Annotated in this window: 23 protein-coding genes; 21 read left to right on the top strand and 2 right to left on the bottom strand. The window is 36.5% G+C overall.

From position 1 onward, the window contains the following. Nucleotides 1-120: 120 nt before the first annotated feature. The 5 genes from AB3I20_RS06425 (at nucleotide 121) to AB3I20_RS06405 (ending at nucleotide 3,637) form a co-directional block, all read left to right on the top strand. Complete coding sequence (locus AB3I20_RS06425; protein WP_140444153.1) at nucleotides 121-606, top strand: DUF523 domain-containing protein; 486 nt, start codon at nucleotides 121-123, stop codon at nucleotides 604-606. Beyond that, a complete protein-coding gene (locus tag AB3I20_RS06420; RefSeq protein WP_071869132.1) occupies nucleotides 607-945 on the top strand; it encodes a putative DNA-binding protein in 339 nt (112 codons plus the stop codon). 33 nt (nucleotides 946-978) lie between these two features. Further along, nucleotides 979-2,397 carry a signal recognition particle protein gene (ffh, locus tag AB3I20_RS06415; protein WP_067483982.1) on the top strand — a complete coding sequence of 473 codons (1,419 nt, stop codon included), beginning with the start codon at nucleotides 979-981 and terminating at the stop codon, nucleotides 2,395-2,397. 97 nt (nucleotides 2,398-2,494) lie between these two features. Continuing rightward, a complete protein-coding gene (locus tag AB3I20_RS06410; RefSeq protein ID WP_071869131.1) occupies nucleotides 2,495-3,088 on the top strand; it encodes a DNA-3-methyladenine glycosylase I in 594 nt (197 codons plus the stop codon). A 27-nt stretch (nucleotides 3,089-3,115) separates the two neighbouring features. Continuing rightward, nucleotides 3,116-3,637: a dihydrofolate reductase family protein gene (locus AB3I20_RS06405; protein ID WP_067483987.1), complete on the top strand. Its 522-nt coding sequence runs from the start codon at nucleotides 3,116-3,118 to the stop codon at nucleotides 3,635-3,637. Nucleotides 3,638-3,965: 328 nt separating this feature from the next. On the opposite strand, the gene AB3I20_RS06400 is transcribed toward AB3I20_RS06405, so the two are convergent. Continuing rightward, the gene (locus AB3I20_RS06400; RefSeq protein WP_067483989.1) at nucleotides 3,966-4,520 is read right to left on the bottom strand and encodes an NADPH-dependent FMN reductase; all 555 of its coding nucleotides are present in this window, start codon (nucleotides 4,518-4,520) and stop codon (nucleotides 3,966-3,968) included. Nucleotides 4,521-4,748: 228 nt separating this feature from the next. On the opposite strand from AB3I20_RS06400, the gene rpsP reads away from it, so the two are divergent. From rpsP to rplS, 5 genes are all read left to right on the top strand, one after another. Further along, nucleotides 4,749-5,024, top strand: a complete 276-nt coding sequence (rpsP, locus tag AB3I20_RS06395) for a 30S ribosomal protein S16 (RefSeq protein ID WP_005875628.1) — start codon at nucleotides 4,749-4,751, stop codon at nucleotides 5,022-5,024. Nucleotides 5,025-5,035: 11 nt separating this feature from the next. Next, on the top strand, nucleotides 5,036-5,284 hold the full coding sequence (locus tag AB3I20_RS06390) for a KH domain-containing protein (protein ID WP_067483991.1): 249 nt from the start codon (nucleotides 5,036-5,038) through the stop codon (nucleotides 5,282-5,284). A 269-nt stretch (nucleotides 5,285-5,553) separates the two neighbouring features. Next, the gene (gene rimM / locus AB3I20_RS06385) at nucleotides 5,554-6,078 is read left to right on the top strand and encodes a ribosome maturation factor RimM (RefSeq protein WP_368027109.1); all 525 of its coding nucleotides are present in this window, start codon (nucleotides 5,554-5,556) and stop codon (nucleotides 6,076-6,078) included. Then, a complete protein-coding gene (gene trmD / locus AB3I20_RS06380) occupies nucleotides 6,068-6,811 on the top strand; it encodes a tRNA (guanosine(37)-N1)-methyltransferase TrmD (RefSeq protein WP_067484148.1) in 744 nt (247 codons plus the stop codon). The genes rimM and trmD overlap by 11 nt, the downstream gene beginning before the upstream one ends. 140 nt (nucleotides 6,812-6,951) lie before the next feature. Then, nucleotides 6,952-7,299: a 50S ribosomal protein L19 gene (gene rplS, locus AB3I20_RS06375; protein WP_067483995.1), complete on the top strand. Its 348-nt coding sequence runs from the start codon at nucleotides 6,952-6,954 to the stop codon at nucleotides 7,297-7,299. A gap of 228 nt (nucleotides 7,300-7,527) precedes the next feature. Here rplS and AB3I20_RS06370 read toward each other — a convergent pair whose 3' ends face one another. Then, nucleotides 7,528-8,112, bottom strand: a complete 585-nt coding sequence (locus AB3I20_RS06370; RefSeq protein WP_067483996.1) for a TetR/AcrR family transcriptional regulator — start codon at nucleotides 8,110-8,112, stop codon at nucleotides 7,528-7,530. A gap of 136 nt (nucleotides 8,113-8,248) precedes the next feature. Between AB3I20_RS06370 and AB3I20_RS06365 the strand changes: the two genes are divergently transcribed. The 11 genes from AB3I20_RS06365 (at nucleotide 8,249) to AB3I20_RS06315 (ending at nucleotide 23,600) form a co-directional block, all read left to right on the top strand. Then, nucleotides 8,249-8,950 (top strand): ABC transporter ATP-binding protein, encoded by a 702-nt coding sequence (locus AB3I20_RS06365; protein WP_270344842.1) that lies wholly within the window; start codon nucleotides 8,249-8,251, stop codon nucleotides 8,948-8,950. 9 nt (nucleotides 8,951-8,959) lie between these two features. Next, nucleotides 8,960-12,910, top strand: a complete 3,951-nt coding sequence (locus AB3I20_RS06360; protein WP_368027108.1) for an FtsX-like permease family protein — start codon at nucleotides 8,960-8,962, stop codon at nucleotides 12,908-12,910. A gap of 342 nt (nucleotides 12,911-13,252) precedes the next feature. Beyond that, on the top strand, nucleotides 13,253-13,729 hold the full coding sequence (locus AB3I20_RS06355; RefSeq protein WP_067483999.1) for a PTS glucose transporter subunit IIA: 477 nt from the start codon (nucleotides 13,253-13,255) through the stop codon (nucleotides 13,727-13,729). A gap of 35 nt (nucleotides 13,730-13,764) precedes the next feature. Then, a complete protein-coding gene (locus tag AB3I20_RS06350; protein ID WP_368027107.1) occupies nucleotides 13,765-14,589 on the top strand; it encodes a PRD domain-containing protein in 825 nt (274 codons plus the stop codon). 113 nt (nucleotides 14,590-14,702) lie between these two features. After that, nucleotides 14,703-16,271 (top strand): maltose/glucose-specific PTS transporter subunit IIBC, encoded by a 1,569-nt coding sequence (gene malX / locus AB3I20_RS06345; RefSeq protein WP_368027106.1) that lies wholly within the window; start codon nucleotides 14,703-14,705, stop codon nucleotides 16,269-16,271. Next, a complete protein-coding gene (locus AB3I20_RS06340; RefSeq protein WP_368027105.1) occupies nucleotides 16,268-17,476 on the top strand; it encodes a MalY/PatB family protein in 1,209 nt (402 codons plus the stop codon). The genes malX and AB3I20_RS06340 overlap by 4 nt, the downstream gene beginning before the upstream one ends. Nucleotides 17,477-17,999: 523 nt before the next feature. Continuing rightward, nucleotides 18,000-20,927, top strand: a complete 2,928-nt coding sequence (locus tag AB3I20_RS06335; protein WP_368027104.1) for a hypothetical protein — start codon at nucleotides 18,000-18,002, stop codon at nucleotides 20,925-20,927. 12 nt (nucleotides 20,928-20,939) lie between these two features. Further along, complete coding sequence (locus AB3I20_RS06330) at nucleotides 20,940-21,245, top strand: LPXTG cell wall anchor domain-containing protein (RefSeq protein ID WP_285701116.1); 306 nt, start codon at nucleotides 20,940-20,942, stop codon at nucleotides 21,243-21,245. Continuing rightward, nucleotides 21,229-21,795: a hypothetical protein gene (locus tag AB3I20_RS06325; protein WP_067484007.1), complete on the top strand. Its 567-nt coding sequence runs from the start codon at nucleotides 21,229-21,231 to the stop codon at nucleotides 21,793-21,795. The genes AB3I20_RS06330 and AB3I20_RS06325 overlap by 17 nt, the downstream gene beginning before the upstream one ends. 50 nt (nucleotides 21,796-21,845) lie before the next feature. Continuing rightward, on the top strand, nucleotides 21,846-22,448 hold the full coding sequence (locus tag AB3I20_RS06320) for a hypothetical protein (RefSeq protein ID WP_368027103.1): 603 nt from the start codon (nucleotides 21,846-21,848) through the stop codon (nucleotides 22,446-22,448). A 93-nt stretch (nucleotides 22,449-22,541) separates the two neighbouring features. Continuing rightward, nucleotides 22,542-23,600, top strand: a complete 1,059-nt coding sequence (locus tag AB3I20_RS06315; protein ID WP_368027102.1) for a DUF916 and DUF3324 domain-containing protein — start codon at nucleotides 22,542-22,544, stop codon at nucleotides 23,598-23,600. The last annotated feature ends 166 nt before the right edge of the window (nucleotides 23,601-23,766 follow it).

The following is a 23,766-nucleotide window of genomic DNA, read 5'->3' as shown; positions in this document are numbered from 1 at the left end:
CTTTAAAACATATTCATGCTTTCCTATTTTAGCATAGAATCAAGGGGAGGGGCTATGTAACCAACTCAATAAATGGTATAATAATTAGGCACTTTGTTGGAAGGAAAGGAAGCGATTCAAATGATTGGTATCAGTGCTTGCTTAGGCGGTGTGTTATGTCGTTATGATGGGCAGCCAAAAGCTGTTTCGCAACTTGTCGCATTGGTTGAAAAACACGAAGCCATCATGGTTTGCCCAGAAGTTTTGGGTGGCTTACCGATTCCCCGAGATCCAGCAGAAATTGTCGGCGGAGATGGGTTTGACGTTTGGAATGGGAAAGCAAGAGTCATAACTTCCAAAGGTGTCGATGTGACAAAAGAATATCAGGCAGGTGCAATTCTTGCTTGGCAAAAATTAAAAGAACAACAGATTGATCAACTCATTTTGAAGGCAAAAAGTCCTTCTTGTGGTAGTAGTCAAATATATGACGGTACATTTTCTGGTACATTAACAGAGGGTGTAGGCGTAGCAACTGCCTATTTTTTACAACAGAAGATGAGCGTTCTATCTGATGAAGATTGGTTAGCACAACAGCAAGAAATTACGAAGATAAATGAGGTGAGTTGAATGGAAATTGAAAAAACAAATCGAATGAACGCACTTTTTGAATTTTACTCGACCTTATTGACTGAAAAACAAATGAATTATATGGAACTGTATTATGCTGATGATTTTTCACTTGGAGAAATTGCAGAAGAATATCAAGTCAGTCGACAAGCAGTTTATGATAATATTAAGAGAACTGGAAAAATTTTAGAAGACTACGAGAAAAAACTGCATCTTTTTTCAAATTACATCGTGCGTGAACAAGCCTTGGAACAACTGATGACTTATGTCACCGAGCACTATCCAAAAGATAATGAACTGATTGGTTCTATCCAGCAAATTCAAGATATCGAAGAGTAACAAACTAGAAACTAATTAAAGGAATGAAGAAAAATGGCATTTGAAAGCTTAACAGAACGTCTGCAACAGGCGATGGGAAAATTAAGAAAAAAAGGAAAAGTATCAGAAGCTGACGTCAAGGAAATGATGCGGGAAATCCGCTTGGCTTTATTGGAAGCCGATGTCAATTTACAAGTAGTCAAAGACTTCACGAAACGTGTGCGGGAGCGTGCTGTTGGAGTAGAAGTTCTTGAAAGCTTGTCACCAGCACAACAAATCGTCAAAATTGTTGATGAGGAATTAACGATTACCTTGGGTTCCGAAACAGCAGAACTAATCAAGTCACCAAAAGTCCCAACTGTTATTATGATGGTCGGGTTACAAGGGGCTGGTAAAACGACCTTTGCTGGAAAATTAGCGAATTTTTTGAAGAAAAATGAAAAAGCACGACCATTGATGATTGCAGGAGACGTGTACCGACCTGCAGCGATTGACCAATTAAAAGTCTTGGGACAACAATTAGATGTGCCTGTCTTTGATATGGGAACAGATGTCAGTCCGGTTGAAATCGTTCGTCAAGGAATGGAAGTTGCCAAAGAAAAGAAAAATGACTATGTCTTGATTGATACGGCTGGTCGTTTACACATTGATGAACTCTTAATGGATGAGTTGAAGCAAATCAAAGAAATCGCACAACCAAATGAAATTCTCTTGGTTGTTGATGCAATGACTGGACAAGATGCGGTCAACGTAGCTGACAGTTTTAATCAACAACTAGGTATTACTGGGGTTGTTATTACAAAACTTGATGGAGATACCAGAGGTGGGGCAGCGTTATCTATTCGTTCAGTAACTGGTGCACCAATCAAATTTATTGGGTCAGGTGAAAAATTAACAGATCTTGAAGTCTTCCATCCAGATCGTATGGCCAGCCGAATCTTGGGTATGGGTGACATGCTGACGCTGATCGAAAAAGCGCAACAAGATTATGACGAGAAAAAAGCGGAAGAACTTGCCCAAAAAATGCGGGAAAATTCTTTTGACTTCAATGATTTTATTGAACAACTGGATCAAGTAATGGGAATGGGGCCATTAGAAGATCTAATTAAAATGATTCCAGGAATGAATCAAGTACCAGGGATTGAAAACGTAAAAGTTGATCCAAAAGATGTAGAACGGAAAAAAGCAATGGTCTACTCAATGACACCTGCCGAGCGAGAAAATCCTGATTTGTTGAACCCTAGCCGTCGTCGTCGTATCGCTGCTGGTTCAGGAAATAGTGTAGTAGAAGTAAACCGCATGATTAAACAATTCAAGGAATCCCGTAAAATGATGCAACAAATGTCGAAAGGTGACATGAATATTCCGGGAATGGACCAAATGTTTGGTACAGGAGTCAAAGGAAAACTTGGAAAAATGGCGATGAATCGCATGGTTAAGAAAAACAAGAAGAAAAAGAAAAAACGTAAATAAGCAATTGCTGAATTGAATGAATTTGAGCTATGACAAACGATTGATTGAAATGTTGTCATAGCTTTTTTGTTAATGAAGGAAAGTGGAGGTAAGGAAAATGAAACGATGTTCTTGGGCAGAAAACACGGCATCAATGAAAGAGTATCATGATACGATTTGGGGTGTTCCGGAATATGATGATCAACGACTTTATCGCAAGCTAATGCTGGATATTAACCAAGCAGGATTAAGTTGGCAAACGATTTTAAATAAAACTGAAGCTTTTGATTCTGCGTATGATCATTTTTCTTTAGAAAAAGTGGCGGCATATGACGAAAATAAAATAGAATCTTTGCTTCAAGATAAAGGAATTATTCGTAATCGAAGAAAAGTTGAAGCTGCTATTCATAATGCTAAGGCCGTTCAAAAAATCCAACAAGAATTCGGAAGCTTTGCTACTTTTTTATGGTCGTTTTCTGATGGTGAAGTGGTGAATCATATGTATCAAACACAAGAAGAAATTCCGACAACGAGTGAACTATCTGATAAAATCACTAAAGAACTGAAGAAACAGGGGTTTAAATTTGTCGGTAGTACCACGATTTATGCATTTTTAGAAGCAGTTGGAATCATTAATGATCATGTCATTGATTGCTTTAGACATTCAGAAGTAAAGCAATCAACGATTCAAGAAGACGAATCAATTGATTGATAAAAATTCGAAGTGAAGGAGAGACATATGCGAAAAATCGTTTTTTACGGAGCTATTAGTTTGGACGGTTATCTGGCAACAAAAGAAGATGATTTACAATGGCTATTTGATACGCCGGCAGGTGAGGAAACAACTTATGAAGCATTTTATGAAACAATTGATACAACGATTATGGGGCGAAAAACGTATGAGGAAGCTAAGAAATCTTTAGGTACAGAATTGTTATACCCGGAAAAGAAAAATTATGTATTTTCGAGAAATCGATCATTGATTCTGCCAGATGCGACAGTAATCAATGATGATCCTGCCTCGTTTGTAGAAAACCTTCGACAAGAATCCGGCTCGGACATCTGGATTGTTGGTGGAGGCTCGTTGCTTAAACCTTTGTTAGAAAAACAGTTGATTGATGAATGGTGGATTCAAATCACACCAGTCTTACTCGGTGAGGGAATTCGCTTGTTTGAACCCGGTGACTATGAAGAAAGACTAGAATATGTTGGTGCACAACAATTTGGTCAGTTTCTTGAATTACATTATCGAAAAAAATAAAAAAGTTGTATGCCAAATAAAAATTTGGCATACAACTTTTTTTGCTGAATTGCTTGAAGCTGAACGCTTTGCGCGACAACCTTTATCCACGGTGCTCCCAAAGCAACTCCTCGATATAGCTTGCAGTCACTTCAAAATATGAAGAGCTATTTTGAGTGACTGCTCGCTATCTTGTCGGAGCTAAGCGCTTTGAGCCACATCCTTTATCCACGGTGTTCAAGGAGTAACTCCTTCAAAATAAGAATAAATTTCACAAAAATTTGAGAAGCAATTTCTGAAAATTTATTCTTATTTATTGGAGCTGTACACTTCTTTCACAACCTTTGTTTTACTTCGTCAATTTTTCCAAGAAGTCAATATACGCATTCACAATTGTTTCAAAGAATTTCATCGTACCATCAATGATTTTTCCATCTTCACCAACTAAGTTTGCAATATTACCAATGTAAGCTTCTGGTTGTTGAAGTGTTGGCACATTTAAGAAGACTAAAGATTGACGGATAATATGGTTAGCACCAAATCCACCGATTCCACCAGGAGAAGCAGTAACAACTAAACCAGGTTTTGTATCCCAAACGCTTTGACCATAAGGACGAGAACCAACGTCTAGTGCGTTTTTCAAGACTGCCGGAATTGAACGATTGTATTCAGGTGAAACAAAAATAACACCATCTAAATCTTTTACTTCGTTACGGAAACGAGTCCAAGCTTCCGGTGCATTTTCTGGTGTTTCAAGATCTTCATTATAAAAAGGAAGATCATCAATTTTAACAAAGACACTTTCATAGCCTTCAGGTAGTAAGCTTGCGAAAGCTTCAGCAACCTTTTTGTTATAAGAATCTTCTCTTAAACTTCCAATAAAAAAGCCAATTTTTTTTGTCATAAATAGAACCTCCTAATAATTATCTTTCATAACTATCTTACAAAAAATAAGTAAAACGAGCAAATAAAAACACTTGCTATTTAAAGATCCAATAAAATAATCGAAAAAAATGTCTACAATCAATAAAAAAAGGAATTTATGAGACTGTAAAGAAAAAAAGCTTTACAGGGTAAAAAAAAACTGTTACACTACATCTTGTGAATAAATCAATGGAGGTGGAAATAAATAATGGCAGTTAAAATTCGTTTAAAACGTATGGGTTCTAAAAAGAGTCCTTTTTACCGTATTGTAGTAGCTGATTCACGTTCTCCTCGTGACGGACGTTTCATCGAAACTGTAGGTACTTACAATCCTTTGAAAGACCCTGCAGAAGTAGTTTTAAAAGAAGACTTAGTTCTTAACTGGTTATCAAAAGGTGCACAACCTTCAGATACAGTTCGTAACATCCTTTCAAAAGAAGGCGTTATGCAAAAACACCACGAAGCTAAATTTTCAAAGAAATAAGGTGAGCGGATATGAAAGATTTAAGTGAGCTAGTCTTAACAATCGTTCGTCCGTTAGTCACTCATCCTGATCAAGTTCGGTTAGAGGTCGTTGAATCGAAAGATTTTTATGAATACAATCTAACTGTAGCACCAGAAGATATTGGTCGTATCATTGGAAAACAAGGACGAGTTGCCAAAGCAATTCGGACTATCGTTTACGGTGTACGAATTAACGCGCCTAAAAAGGTTCGTTTAAATATCGTTGATGATAAGGAATAATCAAAAACTGTTTCGAATTTTTTCGAAACAGTTTTTTTTTTGCTTTCTACGAAAGAATGATGTCCTTAAAAAGTTTCTATCGCAAAGATTACCTTATTCAACCGTAAACGTAAAACGTGGGTAGAACACAAAATGAGTTCAATCTATGTCCCGTATTTTTCTATTTTTTGACATAAAAGTAAAAAAGAATTCATTTTGAAAAACAAAACTAGAATTGACTAAACGCCCATGCTAAAATGAAGCAGAGAAAAAAGAAATGAGGAAAAATTGTGACTGAATATCTAAATGTTGGAAAAATTGTCAATACTCAAGGTTTAAAGGGTGAAGTTCGTGTTATTTCAACGACTGACTTTCCTGAAGAACGTTACCAAAAGGGTGCACAGCTAACTTTGTTCCAAGATGGAAAAGCACCGGTTGAATTGACTATCAAAAGTCATCGTAAACATAAAAATTTTGATTTGTTGAGTTTTGAAGGACACCCATCAATCAATGATGTCGAAAAATATCGTGATGGCATTTTAAGAGTGTCAAAAGAAGAAATTTCAGCGCTAGAAGAAAATGAATTTTATTACCATGAGATCATCGGCTTAGAGGTCTTGGATGAGGCTGGCGAAAAACTTGGAAAAGTAAAAGAAATCCTTTCTCCTGGAGCAAATGATGTTTGGGTAGTTCAACGTGAAAAGAAAAAAGATTTGTTGCTTCCCTATATTGCATCAGTCGTAAAGGAAGTGGATGTAGCTAATGGAGTAGTCCATGTGGAAATTCCAGAAGGGTTGATTGATGATGAAAATTGATGTATTGACCCTATTTCCTAAAATGTTTGAAGGTCCTATGGGTGAATCAATTATTGGGAAAGCTGTTGATAAAGGATTGCTAGACATCAATGTGTCTAATTTTCGTGAGTATTCTGATAACAAACACCAAACAGTCGATGACTATCCTTATGGTGGTGGAGCTGGAATGTTATTGAAAGTTCAACCAATCTATGACAATTTAAAAGCAATTGATGAAGCAAATCCAACTGTCAAGAAGCGAGTGATTTTGTTAGACCCAGCTGGTAAACAATTTAATCAAGCGATGGCAGAAGAATTTTCGCAAGAAGAGCAGTTAGTATTTATTTGTGGTCATTATGAAGGATATGATGAACGAATCCGAACCTTGGTAACAGACGAAGTTTCGTTGGGTGATTACGTTTTGACTGGGGGAGAACTTGGAGCGATGGTTATGATTGATGCCACTGTTCGCTTACTTCCCGATGTGTTAGGAAATCAAACTTCTGCGCAAACAGATTCATATTCTACTGGCTTACTTGAGCATCCGCAGTACACGAGACCTGCTGAATTTAAAGGAATGAAAGTCCCTGATGTATTAACGAATGGTAATCATAAGCTGATTGAAGAGTGGCAATTAAAAGAATCGTTACGTCGAACCGTTCAACGACGCCCGGATCTACTAGCTGACTTAGAACTGACACCGCAGATGGCGAAATTTTTAGCTGAAATCCAGCAAGAGGAGGCAGAGCAGTAAAATACTGTTTGTCATGAAAATTTACTTTACACTCATTTGATAGTGTGATAATATTTTATGGTGAGTGCAAAGCACTTAACTATTACGATGTTCCGCTGTGAGTTCACTCATAAGAATGTTTGGAATAAGGAGAAGAAAACATGAATCCATTAATCGAAGAATTAACAAAAGAACAACTACGTTCTGACATCCCAGCTTTCCGCCCTGGTGACACTGTACGTGTTCACGCGAAAGTTGTCGAAGGTTCACGCGAACGTATCCAGTTATTTGAAGGTGTTGTAATCAAACGCCGTGGTGCTGGAATCAGCGAAACTTACACAGTTCGTAAAATTTCTAACGGAGTGGGCGTTGAACGTACATTCCCAGTACACACACCACGTGTTGCTCAAATCGAAGTAGTTCGTTATGGTAAAGTACGTCGTGCAAAATTGTACTACTTACGTGCATTACACGGAAAAGCTGCTCGTATCAAAGAAATCCGTCGTTAATTTATTATTCGACAAATCTGAGTCCTTGCTTAAGCAAGGACTCTTTTTTTGTATTAAATTGGACACTGCTTTTACAAAGAGTATCTTTAGGCTGGAAAAAGTAGCCAAAATAGAAAAAACGCCTAAAATTCATTTTGAAAACGTTGATTTTGGACGTTTTTTAAATTGAAAAATGTGCTGAGAACGACCGGTTTTCCAGTTTTATCTCACTCTCAAGAGACTTGGGCTCTAAAGTAAAAGTTCATAAGGGGAGATTTCTTTTGCTTTGGTAATAATAGTCGCAATTTGTTCTGGTGTTTCTTCTCCACCTTTTTTGATCCATAAATTGACAACGCCGACAATACTGGATAATAAAATTTCTTTCGCGTAATCGTCGGGTAAATTTTTACGAGAAAATTGAAGACTTTTGGACTTATCTAATTTTGAAAGAACCAGTTCATTTAAAATATCTTTGACCATCTGCATAAAATGTGGATCGCCACCTTCACTAGCCAAAGCCTGAATAAACTCAAAATCATTTTTTATATAGATAAGTGCGTGCAAAATAGATTCATAAGGAATCAATTGGATAGGATCTTCCAAATTTTTAGGGTTTGTATCTAATAACAAAATTTGTTTGAGGTCATAAATAGCCTCCATTTCTAATTTTTCCATTAGATCATATTTATCGACGTAATGAAGATAAAAAGTTCCTCTGTTGATCTGAGACTGCTTTGCAATGTCACTTACTGTCATTGATTCAAAACCTTTTTCGTTAATGAGCTGGATAAACGATTTTTTGATTTTTTCTTTTGTTTGCGTATTTCTTTTCATTTAGATACACGACCTTTTTCCTTAAATGAACAGATAAAAAAATGTGTTCATTGTATTTCTTTTGCTTTGATTATATACTCAACCTGTAATTAAATCAACACGATGTTTATTTAGAGTAATAAGAAGGAGTGAGTTTATGAGTTATATAGAAGTCATGAATAGCTATAAACGTTACCATATGGGAAATACGGAAATTATAGCAAATAACGATGTATCTTTTGAAGTCGAAAAAGGTGAATTAGCGATTATTTTGGGTGCTTCTGGTGCCGGAAAATCAACGATGTTGAATATTTTAGGTGGAATGGATACCAACGATGAAGGGAAGATCATTATTGATGGAAAAGATATTTCTGATTATACCGCGAAGCAACTAACGAAATATCGTCGAGAAGATGTTGGTTTTGTTTTTCAATTCTATAATTTGGTTCCTAACTTAACAGCAAAAGAAAATGTTGAATTAGCTTCAGAAATCGTTAAAGATGCTTCTGATCCAGTTCAAGTTTTGCAAGAAGTTGGTTTGGGTGAACGAATTGATAATTTTCCTGCACAACTATCAGGTGGTGAGCAACAACGGGTAGCCATTGCCAGAGCGGTTGCTAAAAATCCCAAAATTTTGTTGTGTGATGAACCTACAGGGGCACTTGACTATCAAACAGGAAAACAAGTGTTACAGATTTTACAAGATATGAGTCGTGTGAATGGCGCAACAGTTATCATCGTGACGCATAACGCAGCGATCGCACCGATTGCTGACCGAGTGATTCGAATGAGAGATGCAACGGTAAAAAGTGTTGATATTAATCCTCGTCCAAGCAAAATTGCAGATATCGAGTGGTAGGTGAATCGAATGAAAAAAATGTTACGGAAAGATATTTTCAAATCAATTTCTAAATCCAAAGCTCGCTTTTTATCAATCATGGGTCTGATGCTGATTGGTTCATTTGCATTGGTCGGGCTAAAAGTTACTGGACCTAATATGCGATCAACGGGAGAAAATTACTTTAATGAACTAAATGTTTCTGATCTTACTGTGATTGGAACATTGGGGATTGATGACAATGACGTCAAAGCAATCGATCAAACAACTGGTGTTCGCTCGATTGAATATGGGTATTTAAAAGATGTGGTCATTAAGGATACAAAAACAAGTATTCGAATTTTTTCAAAGGGAGAAAAAATTTCTGATTATGAACAGGTAAGTGGCAAACTACCTGAGAAAGCTAATGAAATCGCGTTAGACAATAGTTATGCAGATCAATATAAACTTGGTGATACGATCGAATTTACCGAAAAAGAAGATGTATCTGGTCAAACGATTTTAAAAGAGCATAAATTCAAGATTGTCGGGTTTATTTATTCCGGCGAAATCGTTTCAAGTATTAATCAAGGCGTATCAACAGCAGGAACAGGTTCCTTAAATGGGTACGCGATTGTTCCTAAGAAAACGTTTGATTCTGAAATTTATATGTTAGCACGAATGACTTTTCGTAATTTAGAAAAAGTGGATCCTTATTCTGACAATTATACAGACAAGCTTCAAAAGCATAAGGATGATTTAAGCGAACGTTTAAAAAATCAACCAGAAATCCGCTTAGCAACAATCAAAAAGGAATACCAAGGCCAAATTGATGATGGTCAGAAACAAATCAATCAAGCGAAACAACAGTTGAAAGATACCGAGCAACAATTAAAAGATGCAAAAGGTGAGTTAGCCAATGGCACGCAACAAATTCAAGATGCACAAACAGAACTAACAACTAAAGTGAACGATGCTAATGAACAAATTACAAATGGCAAGTCACAAATCACGACAGCGCAAGCATCAATTGAAGCAGGAGAACAACAGTTAGCAACAGCACAAACACAGCTTGCTGATGGTTCTGGAACATTGAATGAAAAATGGACACAGCTTCAAAATGGAAAACAACAGCTGAGCCAAGCACGTTCAACTTTGACGAGTGCTAATGACCAATTGACCATTGCTGCGAATGCTTTAGCAAGCGGGAAAGAACAACTTGCTGCTGGCTACAATCAAGTCAATGAAAATCAAGCAAAATTGGCTGTGGCAGAAGCTCAAATTACGCAAGCTGAACAAACGCTAGCTACTAAACAACAAGAATATGACACAAAAAATAATGAGTATCAAACGGCATTGAACAAATTTAATCAGCAAAAACAAGAATATACAGCAGGTGTCCAACAACTTCAAACAGCACAAACAGACTTGGACACAAAGAAACAGGAGTTAGAAGCAGGGAAGCAACAATATGTTACAACAATGAATCAATTGACGGATTCAAAAAATGAACTAGAACAAGCTTTAAAAAATCCTGATTTAACAGAAGAAGAACAAGCTGAATTACAAAGCAAACTTGATAATGTCAATGCAAACTTGTCACAAGCACAAGTAGCATACAATCATTTCATAGAAACAGTTTACACGCCAGGTATGCAACAAATTGAAACGACGCAACAAGCTTTAAATACAAAAAAAGCGGAGTTAGACAAAGCCAATCAAAAATTAACTGAGGCTGAACAACAATTAGCAACTTCAAAACAGCAATTAGATGCTGGAGCAGCAGAACTTTCAGCAGCAAATGCTGAAATAGAACAGCAAAAAGCGGCTTTAGCAAATGCAAAAGGACAATTACAGGCAGCACAAGAAACATTGAGTCAAAAAGAAGCATATTTGAATGAAAAAGAAGTCGAATATCAAAGTGGTTTGCAACAATACAATGCAGGTATCGCTTCTTACAACCAAAATCTAGGAACCTATTATGCTGGGTTAAATGAATGGTACGAAGGTGCGGCTATGTTAGATAAAAAGTCTGCAGAGTACCAAGAAAATGTTGATCGACTAGTACAAGCAAAGCATGAATTAGCAACGAAACAAACAGAATTAACAACAGCAAAAGATACATTAGCCACAGAACAAAAGGAAGGCGAACAACAGCTGGCTGATGCGAAAAGTGAACTAGCAAAAAAACAAAAGGAATATGAAGAAAAAAATCAAACATTCCAATCTAAAAAAGAAGAAGCAGAAAAAGAAATTGCCAAAAATCAAGAAAAACTTGATAAAGCGCAAGAGATGGTTGACCATTTGTCTTTACCTACTTATTCGTTAAACAGCCGTCGGGAAATCCCTGGTGGCGAAGGGTATCGAATTTATGGTAGTATTTCAAAAATTGTTGATTCTTTAGCCAATGTGTTTCCAATTTTCCTTTATTTTGTAGCCGCCTTAGTCACTTTGACGACGATGGCACGTTTCGTCGATGAAGAGCGGATCAAGTCAGGGACATTAAAAGCGTTAGGGTATGAAAATAAGGATGTTATTAGAAAGTTCACTTTCTATGGTTTGACTTCCAGCCTTTCTGGTACCATTTTAGGGATTATTTTAGGGCACACATTATTGCCATTGATTGTTTATAATGCGTATCATTCTGGCTTTACACTTCCAAAAATCGAGTTACATTTTCATTGGGGTATCTCATTCGTAGCGATCCTACTTGCTTTGATTAGTTCGGTCGTTCCAGCTTTTGTCGTAGCTTCCAGAGAACTAAAAGAAAATCCTGCACAACTTTTATTACCTAAACCACCTTCCGCAGGATCAAAAATCTTATTGGAAAGAATCAAGCCTTTATGGAATCGAATGAGTTTTACTCACAAAGTAACAGCTCGAAATATTTTCCGTTACAAGCAACGAATGATGATGACCATTTTTGGTGTTGCTGGTGCGGTTGCTCTCTTATTTGCCGGATTTAGCGTCCAACATTCGATTGGTGGAATCAATGATCGCCAATTTGGCAGCCTTATTCATTATGATATGATTGTGGCACAAAATGAGTTTGTTCCAGAGGATCAAGAACAAGCGCTTGATGAACAATTAAGTACTTCTGAAATAAAGCAAAATAAAGCAATCCATTATGAAGAATTGACAAAGGTTGCGGGTTCAAATAAAGATACGCAAGAAATTAAATTAATTGTCCCAGAAAGTACAAATGATTTTTCAGATTATATTAGTTTAGTTGATCGAAAAAGCGGCGATAAATTATCTTTACCTGATGATGGGGTGATTATTTCCGAGCGACTTGCCAAACTCCTAGATGTCAAAACTGGTGACACAGTTACTTTTAAAGATAGTAATCAAAAGGATAAAAAAATGAAAGTTGCTGGGGTTACAGAAATGTACATGGGACACTTTGCTTTTACAAGTAAAGCTGGCTATGAAAATCTATTTGGTACAGATTTCGCAACGAATGCTTATTTGGTGAATTTGAAGAATCCTTCAACTAAAAATACTAAAGAACAAGCAGCTAAATTTATTAACTTAGATAGTGTCGCAGGTGTGGTTCAAAATACGACTTTGATGAACCAAATTGATACGATTGTTCATTCACTAGATAAAATCATGAAAGTTTTGATCGTTGTCGCTGCATTGTTAGGGATTGTTATTCTTTACAACTTGACTAACATCAATGTTTCCGAAAGAATGCGGGAACTTTCAACAATTAAAGTACTAGGGTTCTATGATAAAGAAGTAACACTGTATATTTATCGTGAAACGATTTTACTTACGATTTTAGGAATCATCACAGGTTTTGGAATTGGGGAACTCCTCCACCAATACATTATCAATGTCGTACCACCTGATGATGTGATGTTTAATCCAGCGTTATCTTCAATCAGTTTTATTATCCCAACAATAATTATCGCAGTAGTAACAACAATATTGGCATTTGTAATTAATAGTCGTTTGAAACGGGTAGATATGTTAGAAGCACTGAAATCAGTAGACTAAGGTTGCAAATAGAAGAAGAGGCACGCAGATTTTGTTATCTGTGTGCCTTTTTTGTATAAAAATGGGGAGCGTGTGCAGAAGTAAGCATAACCCCCTAGAAAAAATTATTTAAGTTCAAAAATCAGACACAGCGTAGGCAGTCTAAAAAAATTCATTTATACTTATTGACAGCGCTTTCTCTAAGTGCTAGACTGTGGTTAAATTAATTGAATAAAATACATTCAACTAAAGTGTTACTATTTGGTAGGCAAGATTTAGTTAGAAATGGTAAAGATACCCATCTTTGTCATTTCTAACTAAATCTTTTTTTATTGTTTCAAAATAGTATGAGGAGGAATTTAAATGTTTTTCAAGAAAAATAAGAAAGAAAAGTTATATTCACCCTGTTTTGGTAAACTTATTGATTTGTCAGAGGTAAAAGATGAAGTCTTCTCAAAAAGAATGATGGGGGATGGGTACGCCGTACTTCCAGAAACAAATGACGTTTACTCTCCTGTCACAGGTCAGGTGATGACAATTTTTCCAACGAAACATGCGATTGGTATCCGAACAAGCTATGGAGTGGAAGTCTTAATACATATTGGAATCGATACGGTTGATCTGGAAGGGCTGCCTTTTAAGCTGTATATCAAAGAGGGGCAAATCGTTGATCAACAAACAAAACTTTTAACGGTCGATTTAGCTTTTTTAGAACAAAAAGGCAAAAATTCAGCTGTTATTGTTTTATTAACAAATAGCGATATGCTTAAAAAAATTCGTTTAACGAATGTGGAACAAGTAACTGCAGGAAGCGAGATTGGCAGTGCAGAGTTGAAATAGCCAACTGCATAAGACGAAAAAGAAATAGGTGTGAAATGAAAATTATAAAGGTGTTAAATAATAGTTCAGCAATCGTCTTTGATAAAAAACGTGAAGTTATTGTAATGGGGAATGGCGTTGCTTTTGGGAAAAGAGTAGGAGATTTAGTTAATTCTGAAAAAATTGAAAAAAGCTATGTGGCTACGCCCAATTTTTTTGATGAACATTTTCAAACGTGGTTTGAGAAAATTTCCTATCAAGACGCTGCGTTAGCGTTTGATATTGTTGAGTATTTCAAGGCTAAAGTAGCTTATGGGTTGAATGATATTATTTATTTGTCTCTCTCGGATCATATTAGCTTTTCGATTAAGCGTGCGAAAGAAAAGATATTTGTCCCCAATGCGGTACTTCATGAGGTTCAAATGTTTTATCCTTACGAATATAAATTGGGCAAGTGGGCAATCAAAAAAATCAAGAAAGCAAAAGGCATTTGTTTGCCGGAAGATGAAGCGGGTTTTATTGCAATGCACATCATCAATGCAAGATGGCACGAAGCAAGAACGGAAGAAGACTATGGAAAAATGATTGCTGATATGATTACTATTTTAAACAATATGTATAAGAAAGATTTCAGAAAAGGAAAAATAGATTATCATCGCTTGGTCACTCATTTGAAATTTTTTTTGCATCGAAGAGCGCAAGCGGAGCCAAAAAAAGAAACTTCATTTAAATACTATGATCAGATTATTCAGGATTATCCCGAAGCCTATGAAGGAGCAGAAAAAATCAGTGAGTATGTGACTACTTTTTTTAAGCGAAAGGTGACAAAAGAAGAAAAAATCTATTTAACAATCCATATTAATCGAGTATTGAATAACTAGAGTGTTACTGTTAGGCAGGCAAAATCTGGTGAAAATCGCAGGAGACGTTTCCTGATGACGATTTTTACCAGTTTTTTATTGTTAGAAAAACTAAAATAAAAAAGGAGAAGAACATGAAAATAAAATTTTTACAATTTATTCAAAAACTTGGCAAGTCCTTTATGTTTCCTGTATCATTATTAGCTTTTTTGGGTATGTTTTTGGGATTGGGGAGTTCATTGGCTTCCCCGTCAATGATTGAAAAAGTGCCATTTTTGGGAAATGAGGCGATTCATTTATTCTTTCAATATATGACGACGATTAGTAATTTTGCTTTTGCCAATTTCCCGGCTTTATTTGCACTAAGTATTCCATTAGGCCTAGCTCAAAAAAATAAAGGGGTCGCAGCATATTCTGGGTTTGTTGGCTATATGGTCATGAACCTGTCAACAAATTTTTATCTAACTGCTACAAATCAGCTAGCTCCTTTAGATGCGTTAACTGCTAATAGTCAAAAAGTTATTTTAGGTATCCAAAGTTTAGACACCGGAATAATTGGTGGGATAATCGTTGGGATTTTAGCATACTTTGTTCATGAACGATTTCAACATACGGATTTGCCGGCAGCATTTTCTTTTTTTAGTGGCGAACGTTTTTCTCCTATTATGGTAACTGTTTTTTCTGCTCTACTAGGATTACTTTTGCCATTCATTTGGCCTTTAGTGTCTGGAGGAATCAGAGCAATTGGTCATGTCATTCAAGGAGCAGGTATCTTCGGGCCATTTTTCTATGGTATAGGGATAATGTTGTTGAAGCCATTTGGATTACACCATATTTTAATTTCGACGATCCGTTTTACGGACGTGGGTGGTACACAACTGGTTAATGGAGAATCCGTTTCCGGCGCGTTAAATATTTTTTATTCTCAACTAAATCAAGGATTGCCAATTAGTCCAGAAGCTACAGCATTTCTGGGGCAAGCTTGGATGCCATCTTTCATTTTTGCATTGCCGGCAATTGCCCTAGCAATCTATGTCTGTGCAGCGAAAGATAAGCGAAAAGGAATCAAAGGATTGTTAATATCCGCCGCACTCGTTTCTATTTTTCCAGGAATTTCTGAACCAGTCGAATTTCTTTTTCTTTTTATCGCCTTACCTCTCTATATTTTCCATTCGTTAATGTTTGGGCTAGCGGCAATTGCTGTTTCACTGATTGGAGTTGTTATTGGAAATACAGATGGAGGATTGATTGACTATATCATTTTTGGTGTAATGCAAGGTTCTTATACTAAATGGTGGTTGATAATCCCACTTGGAATTGTCTGGTTTGCCATTTATTTTTTCACTTTTAGATGGTATATTTTAAAATTTGATGTAAAGACACCCGGACGGGAAGAAGACGAAGTTATTGAAGGGTTTGAAGACTTACCACAAGTATTCACTCAAGAAAAAGGAATTCATGATCCAGGGATTATTTTACGAGCACTAGGTGGCGCAGAAAATATCGTTTCGCTTGACAACTGCGTCACACGCTTACGTTTGCAAGTCAATGAGATGGACAAAATTAATGAAAAGATTTTGAAAAAAGCAGGTGCTCTAGGAATCGTAAAAATTAGTGATCAATCACTACAAGTGATTATTGGAGCAAAAGTTCAAGTAGTAAAAGATGGCATTGAAGATTTATTAGTAGGAGGTAAGGGATGAAAGAGTATCATTTTGATGAAATAGCTGATCGAAAAGTGGATCATTGTCGAAAATGGGATCGAAAAATCGTGGAAGAAAAATTTGGCGATGTTCCCGAAAATTTTATTCCGATGTGGATTGCGGATATGGATTTTAAAGCTGCACCAGAAATTAATGAAGCTTTTAGAAAAATAATTGACAATGGTGCGTATGGTTATACTTACACATACGAAGACTTTTTTAACGCGGTTATGAACTGGCAGAAAAAGAGACACGGAAACGAAGTGAACAAAGAATGGATTACTCTTTCTTACGGAACAGTTTCAACAATCCATTATTTATATCAAGCTTTTTGTCCATCAAATGGAAAAGTTATGTTCAACACACCAGTTTACAATCCGTTTTCTTATGCTGCAAAAAACAATCAATTTGAAACAATCCATAATCAACTGATCTATGAAAATTATGCCTATCGTATTGATTTTTCTCTATTAGAGGAGCAACTAAAAGTAGAGAAGCCCCAACTATTTCTTTTTTGTTCGCCACATAATCCATCAGGAAAAATTTGGCGAAAAGATGAATTAGAAAGGATAGCTTTCTTATGTAAAAAATATGGAACACTGTTAGTTGTAGACGAGGTGCATTCTGAGATTATTTTATCTGGTGAGTTTACTTCTGCCTTGCAACTACCCGAAAAATATTTGGATAATCTTGTGGTGCTGACATCACCAAACAAAGCCTTCAATTTAGGTGGATTAAAAACATCTTATTCAATCATACCAGATGAATCAAAGAGAAGTTTTTTCCAGCAACAGTTAAAAATGAATGCGATTACTTCGCCGAATGCTTTTGGTGTAACTGGATTAATAGCGGCCTACGATTATGGTGAGGAGTGGCTGGAGCAGCTGACGTTATATTTAAGACAAAACTATGACTTTTCCAAACAGTTTATTGAAAAAAATATTGCTAATTGGAAGGTAGTACCTGTTGAAGCCTCCTATTTACCATGGATTGATATTTCTGAAACAGGTAAGACGTCACTTGAATGGGTCGACTATCTAGCAAAAAAAGCGGGAGTGATTATTGAGCCAGGGAATAATTTCACCGCAGATGGGAATCAATTTCTCCGAATAAACATAGGTACGTCAAGAGTGATTCTAGAAGAAGCGTTGAAAAGAATCAAAAATTGTCAAGATGAGTTCGGGCCAAAAGGTTCTGAAAAGTAAATAAGCTTGTTAAAAGGCACGCAGATTTTGTTATCTGTGTGCCTTTTATTTATGGACGAAGTTCATAAAATTTTTAATCATGCTCTAGTTTACTCATGATACCTACTTATGAATAGAAAATAGACCAAAATAATAGGTAGTTATTATTTGTTTCTGCTGCTTGAGAGTCTGCTAAACAAATTAATTTAGGAAACTCCTTTGATTAAGGTTGTGAACAAAGTACAATCAAAAAGACTAGGACAAATTAAGTGTCCTGGTCTTTTTTGTGAAGAAAACCAGATATACGTTCATTTTCAATGAGTGAAAGAAGCATCCTCTTACTTTATGTTAGTCGTTTTAAGGCTGTTTTTGAAACGTTTTGCTAATAAAACTCTCACGTTTTTAAAAAAAACGAAAAAAATCTGATAAAAATTTACAGAGAAAATAAATATACTAAGCATATAGAATAAAACAATGTTCTGTGTGCTTAATTCGTTTATGCACAAAATCAAAACAGTAAAATGAGCAGAAGGGAGGAGAAAAAGTGAAAAAGTTTACGAAAATGTTGGTCTTACAAGCAACAGTTTCACTATTCATTGCACCGACAATGTTGGCTTCGCCAGAAATCGTTCAGGCTGTGGCAACAGAGAGTGCGCAAGAAAATCAGAACCAAGTTGGCAATGTTTCGCTCCAAAAAGTTGAACAAGTCGAATCTGGTAATCTTGTTTGGACTGTATTGATTGAAAAATCATCGTCTGAAATGAATCGACAAATGACTTTCACTGTTACTGAACCTACTGATGTGCTTAGTGTTTACCAACCAGATAAAGAGCAACAAGTACAACCAGATAAAAATGGTATTTATCAAATTGGTGAAAATAATCAGCAAGCTCAAACAATGCAACTCGAGATCCAAACGAAAAAAATTCCCCAGCAATTCGATTACACGTTGAAAATTTCCCCAGTGATAAATGAGGGGGAAGAACAAGTTTTATTGAACCAGAAAGAAACGTATGATTTTTCTTTTACGGCAACAGAAGAAACAAGCAGCGAGGAAACGAACACAACAGAAGAAGCGACAACAGCTACTGAAAGCTCGACAAGCGAAGCAGAAGAAACTGCCAGTGAAACGACTGAAACGACAAGTTCTGCTGAATCATCCATGAGTTCATCGACTACGAAAACATCTGAAAGTACGAAGAACACTTCTAGTTCAGCAACACAGCGTGCTGTAGCACCGGCAGTTGCGGCAAAAAGTGCGCGTGTAGCGTTAGGAACTGGTAGTAAAACGATTCCTAAAGGAGCCATTAAACTTAATGGTATTTTTTCTACTATTGTAAAATCTAGAGGAGGTAATGCTGGAGAAATTATTGTTCCCCATGATACCCCTAGTGATAATAATGGGATGCCGTACGATGAAATCCAGCTTTCTGGAAAACAAGTAGCAGTTGGCGTATGGTCTAATGAGAACTACAGATTGGACTTTTCTAAAAGTTTTAAAGGAAGAAATTATGTGAATTTTGGACAAGGAAATTCTGACGGCTTTGCTTTTGTTATGCAAAATGATTCAAATAAGAATCAAGCTTTAACGGCGGCAAACGCCGAATCTGATGGACAAAATTTAGGTGTCTATGGAGGGACGAATTCGACAGGAAAAAATATTCCTGCCGACGGACCTCAGCAATTTGCCATTAAAAATTCTGTCGCAGTTGAATTTGATCTATATCAGAATGCAAGTTTAAATGCTTATTACAAAGATGGTAGTTATTATGATGGGAAAACGGGATTAACAGATGCTACTAACCTTGAAGTTCCTCATATAGCTTATTCTTTTCCAGGTAATCTAAGCAAAGGGTATTTCTCAGCCAATAAGAACGGAACGACTTGGTGGGGGACAGGTGGAAATGATCATGCATTAGACCTAATCAAACATAGTTATGCAGCTGCAATTAATCATCATGGTTTTACCAAAATAGATGGTGTTTTAAGTAGCAGTAATGATGGGGGAAGTTGGTATGAATTCCAATATAGTTTTGATGAGCCAAGTAAAACTTTTTCGTATAGTTTAGTTAATCCAGTAAATGGTTCAACAACTCCTGTGGTTTCTATTCCTTGGGATGATTTACAATCAGAGTTAAAGTTATCTGACAATGGAATGAAAGCATATTGGGGATTTACTGGTGCTAATGGTAAGAATGATGGACAAACTAAGTTCATTTTCACCCAAGTCCCAGTAGATCTAGGAGCAACCGTAAGTAATGATGTAGCAACTAATGGTACTTCTATTGTTGATAAAAACGACTCAGCAGAGTACACGGATTCATTACCATCAGCTGAATATGGCGAAGAGGTGACCATGAAGTCTAACTTTGCAATAGAAGCAGATGCCGAGGACGTTTACGATGTAACAAAATGGGAATCTTATTTAGATCCAAATTTGTACGATCTTTCGAAAGGTATCAAAAACATCAAAGTAAATAATAAAGAAGTCGCCGGGGTCACAGGTTCCGTAAGTGATGAAGGAATTGTGACAGTGAACTTTAATCCAAGCAGTAATGTTGGTATTGGTCAAAACAGTACCTTTGAATACACAGCAACTCTGAAATCAAAGGGGTCAATAACAAAAACTTATTTCAACAGTCAGATTTCAGCTAGAGAAAATACTATTGGTGATATACGAAGTTTTCAAGGTGATGAAGTTCCCTACTGGGTTGTGCCACAACCGGAACACCCAACAGTTTTATCTTGGGAAACACCTAATGTAGTGACTGAAAAAACAGAAACAAAAGATCGCTCAGAAGTAGCAGATGGTTATGATTTAACTTTCTATTGGAAAGATGAAGATGATGGTGATATTTTAAATTTCACAATCAATCGAAATGATCCTGATGCAACAAATGAGTTCGCTCAAATTGTCACAACAGGTTCAACCGAGTTTAATAGCCATAGCTGGCATATTCCTGCAGATAAAATTGTTCCAGGGGTGAACGATTATACGATTACCATGAAACGTGGCGACGAAGTTCAAACGTTGAAATTGAAATTAGATGTCACTGGAAAGCTTTCCTTTGAGACTGCACCAGACATGTTGAGTTGGACGGGAAGAAAAGCGAGTGAATCAAAAGGAACCTTGGCTAGGGATAGCGGGAACCCAATGACGCTCAGTGTCTTTGACAGTCGCGAAGATACCTCAACTTGGTCATTATATGTACAGGCTGAGTTGACAGATGCTACTGCACCATTTGATTTCGTCTTTAAAAAGGATGCCTCAAGTGCCGAACAAACAATCATGTCAGACCCTGTGCTTGTTATGCGCAAAGGGGACGTGACACCAACGGACTTTATGACTACTAAAACATGGAATGAATCAGAAGGTGTCTTACTTCAAAGTGGTAATTATATGCGTGTCGGCGATTACAGTGGTAAAGCTGTCGTGAAGTGGAACCTTTACGACACAGAAGTACCAGAGTAGGGGGGCGAAGGAATGAAAAAAAGAATCATTCAGAGCTTGATGATCGTATTTGGACTTTTTCTATTTAGCAGTCTGGATACTTTTGCCAGTGAGCAACCTAACTTTGATATGGATGAACAGCAAGTCACTTTTCGGATCGTCAATGAAAAAAATGAACAACCTGGAGTAATAGATGGAAATAATAATCATTCATTACTGCCTAAGACCAACGAAACTAGCGTATTTATTCTTTCGTTTATTGGCACATTATTCATCGGAGTGGTGTTCTTGATTTTCTGGTTGAGAAGGAGGCGAGACGAAGATGAAGAAACGAATTGAGTTTATTTTCATCGGATTACTACTTTGTCTTTTGCTCCCAACTCCAGCTTTTGCTCAAGAAATTTTAGGAGAAGAAGATCAGACACCGATGAATGTCACGATTGTGGAAAGCCCAATCAAGTTAGAAAAAGTGACTGCGCCAACTTTTGGAACCTATCAAAAGTCCGCTCACGAACAAGAGATTCAAGCAACTAGTGACCTATTGATTGCTGTCAGGGACCAACGGGAAAATAAAAAAAGCCCTTGGCAATTGACCTATCAGCTTTCAACATTTACAAACGGTCAAGAATACCAAGTGAAAGTATTACTCGGACAAGGAAAATTAAGCACGAATCAATCCGGTGAAGTCGTTCAGGCTACACCGCAGAAAATCGCTGCCGATCCAAATGAGGCTGGGACAATCTTAGAAGCTTATTCTTCTCAATCAACTGAGTACTATTATCAAATTGATAAACAAAAGATTCATTTGGAACTGCCAGCGGATTTACCTACTGGGGAGTTTGTTGGCAAACAATTAGTTACTTTGTTAAATACACCGGAAATAGATTAGTTTTTATAACTAATTTTTTATAACAATCAAATTTAAAGGAGATTATTAAAATGAAAAACACAAAAATCGTAAGTATGACATTAAGCGCAATGGTATTAGCAACTTTAGGAGCAACAAGTGTTCAAGCACAAGAAGTAGTCGATCAAAAAGGTGAAACACCTACAGAAGTTGTCATCACTGATAACGACGATCCAACAGATCCTCTTGACCCAACAGATCCAGATCAAAAAATGTTAACTTTGGAAAAAGTACCAGCTGCCTATAACTTCGAATCAAAACTACAAAATGCAACATATAACTTGACTGCTGATTTAACAGATGAAACAATCGAAGTCTTCAATGACCGCATCGATCGTGAATGGTCTGTTAAAGCCAACATTGCTTCTAATAAATTAACTCGTTCTTCTGATTCAAAAGAATTTACCGTTGATTCATTCCAAATTAATGGAACAGAAGTTGCTGCAACAGGTGCTGAAGGAATCGTAGCGAAAGCTGAAGCTACTAAAACAGCTGCAAACAACACTGGTTTGATTGAAACAGCTGTTGACAATGTGTCAATCGGTTTTACTGATGCAGATCGTGTATTAGTTGCAGGTGATACATTAGCTGGAAGCATCCAATACCAACTATACAACACAGCAGACGCAAAATAATTAGTAACAACAAGTAATAAATGAACGAATGACGAGGAGCTGCGCATTTGCGCGGCTTCTTTATTCAATGTTTAAAATAAGGAGAAATCAAGAATGTTCAAACAAATAAAGAAGTCGCGAAAGATAGTAAGTAGTTTCCTTTTGTTGTTGAGTTTGCTTTTGACAGCACCATTGCCAACATTTGCACAAGAAGATGCTGGTGAAGTCGGCTATGATATCCAAGCAGTCATTCCAGAGAACCAAATCGACAAAGAAAAAAGCTTTTTTGATTTACGAATGGAACCAGCACAAGAACAAACGATTCACGTGAAGATCAACAATACTTCCAACGCGGATTCAACGTATAAAATCAACATCAATCAAGCATACACAAATAGCCAAGGATTTATTGATTACAATGAGAAAAAAGAATCAGAGAAAAATAAATATCCTTACGCAATTGATTCGATTGCCAAAGTAGCAGATACAGTAACTGTTCCTAAAAAGAGTAGCAAAGAAGTACCGATTACTTTGACAATGCCAAAAGACCAATTTGATGGTCAAATTTTAGCAGCAATTCAAGTAGTGAAAGAAACAGCTAAAGACCAAAAAGGAATTGTCAATAGTTATGGTTATATTTTAGGTTTAAAATTAACGGAAACAGATACAGAAGTACCACGAAAGTTAACGTTAAAAAAAGTGGAACCTGCTATTTCATTTGGAAAAACGAGTGTTGTAGCTATTTTAGACAATCCAACTATGGATGCTTATGGTCACTTAAAATATGAAGCAACTGTAAAAAATCGTAAAACGAACAAAGAAGTGCGTCATGTTACTTATGACAATGATATGCAATTAGCACCAAACTCAACCTATCGTTTTGCAATTGACTGGGAAAAAGAACCATTAACAGCGGGTGAATACAGCTTGCATCTGCGTGTGACAGATGCGAAAGACAATGAATGGATTTTTGATGAAAACTTCACAATTTCAGATAAACAAGCAAAAGAAATCAACGAAGCAACGATTGATGCCGGTAAGAAAGCAACTATTCCAATGTGGATTTATCTAGTCTTTGGAATTCTCCTTGCAGTAATCCTGCTAGGAATTTTCTGGATTATTCTTCTTAAGAGAAGGAAAAAAGAGGAAGAATCGGAAACAGAAACGAAATAAGATTCTATACAAAAAACTGCAAACGAAGTTGGACAGTCAGATGTCTGAACTTTGTTGGCAGTTTTTTTAGTATTTTATTTTTTATTAGAAGGTTTAATATTCATTTAATTACGTATTATTTGGAGGTTTTACCTTGTCAAAAAAGCAGCAACCCCAAACAAAATGA

It is taken from the genome of Enterococcus sp. C50 (assembly GCF_040887505.1).
Classification (GTDB): domain Bacteria; phylum Bacillota; class Bacilli; order Lactobacillales; family Enterococcaceae; genus Enterococcus_B; species Enterococcus_B thailandicus.
This window is presented reverse-complemented; position numbering and strand designations above follow the sequence as displayed.